This is a genomic window from Bartonella sp. MR168JLCBS, from assembly GCF_042194175.1.
The window spans coordinates 1-688 of record NZ_JBHIMP010000400.1; the positions used below are offsets into that span (position 1 = coordinate 1).

Consider the following 688-nt stretch of genomic DNA (forward strand, 5'->3'; position numbering starts at 1 on the left):
AATTGCCCAAAATGATGAAAGGAATTAAGCATGTAATCGACGCTCAATATTCCACATAAAATAGAAGAAGCGAAGATGAAAAAGGAAACAACACTATGAGGAAACATGATAGAATATCTCGGATTTAAAATGTTGAAGCTCCAATGGTTCTCATCTTCAAGGAGATTGCAGCTGGATTTTTTAGATCTTTATTAATCAGACGCACAATATTCAATGTTTCAGGGGAAAGAGTAGAGGGTATTTTTGATGCAAGCTCACAATCATCATGGGAAGAAAGAGGGGGGAGCTGATAAGGGAGAAGCGAATCTTTGACACCATAGAGCTGTTTGAGCATGATATTTTGGTGTGCAGACAGCATGATGCGATGCCATATCATGGCGGGTATGCCGCCACCAAAAGCTCGATTCATCGGTGAAAAATCATCATTACCCATCCATACAGCTCCAGTATAGTTACCGGTAAAGCCAACAAACCATGCATCGCGATAGGATTGTGATGTTCCAGTTTTTCCAGCAACAAGGGTCATGGGGAGAGCAGCACGTTTACCCGATCCTCGTGTGGTGACACCAACCATCATTTGGTTCATATAAGCCGCTGATTGTTCGCTGAGTACTCGATGTGGTTTATCACCGTTATGCTCAAAATCCCACACTACATGCCCATCTGTTGTTCTGATTTGTGTGAAACC

Annotated in this window: 1 protein-coding gene; it reads right to left on the minus strand. The window is 42.3% G+C overall.

Annotation, left to right across the window (positions count from 1 at the left end; genetic code table 11):
• Positions 1 to 124 precede the first annotated feature (124 nt).
• A partial coding sequence (locus ACFIK8_RS11610) for a penicillin-binding transpeptidase domain-containing protein (protein WP_375669515.1) occupies positions 125 to 688 on the minus strand: 564 nt, incomplete at its 5' end.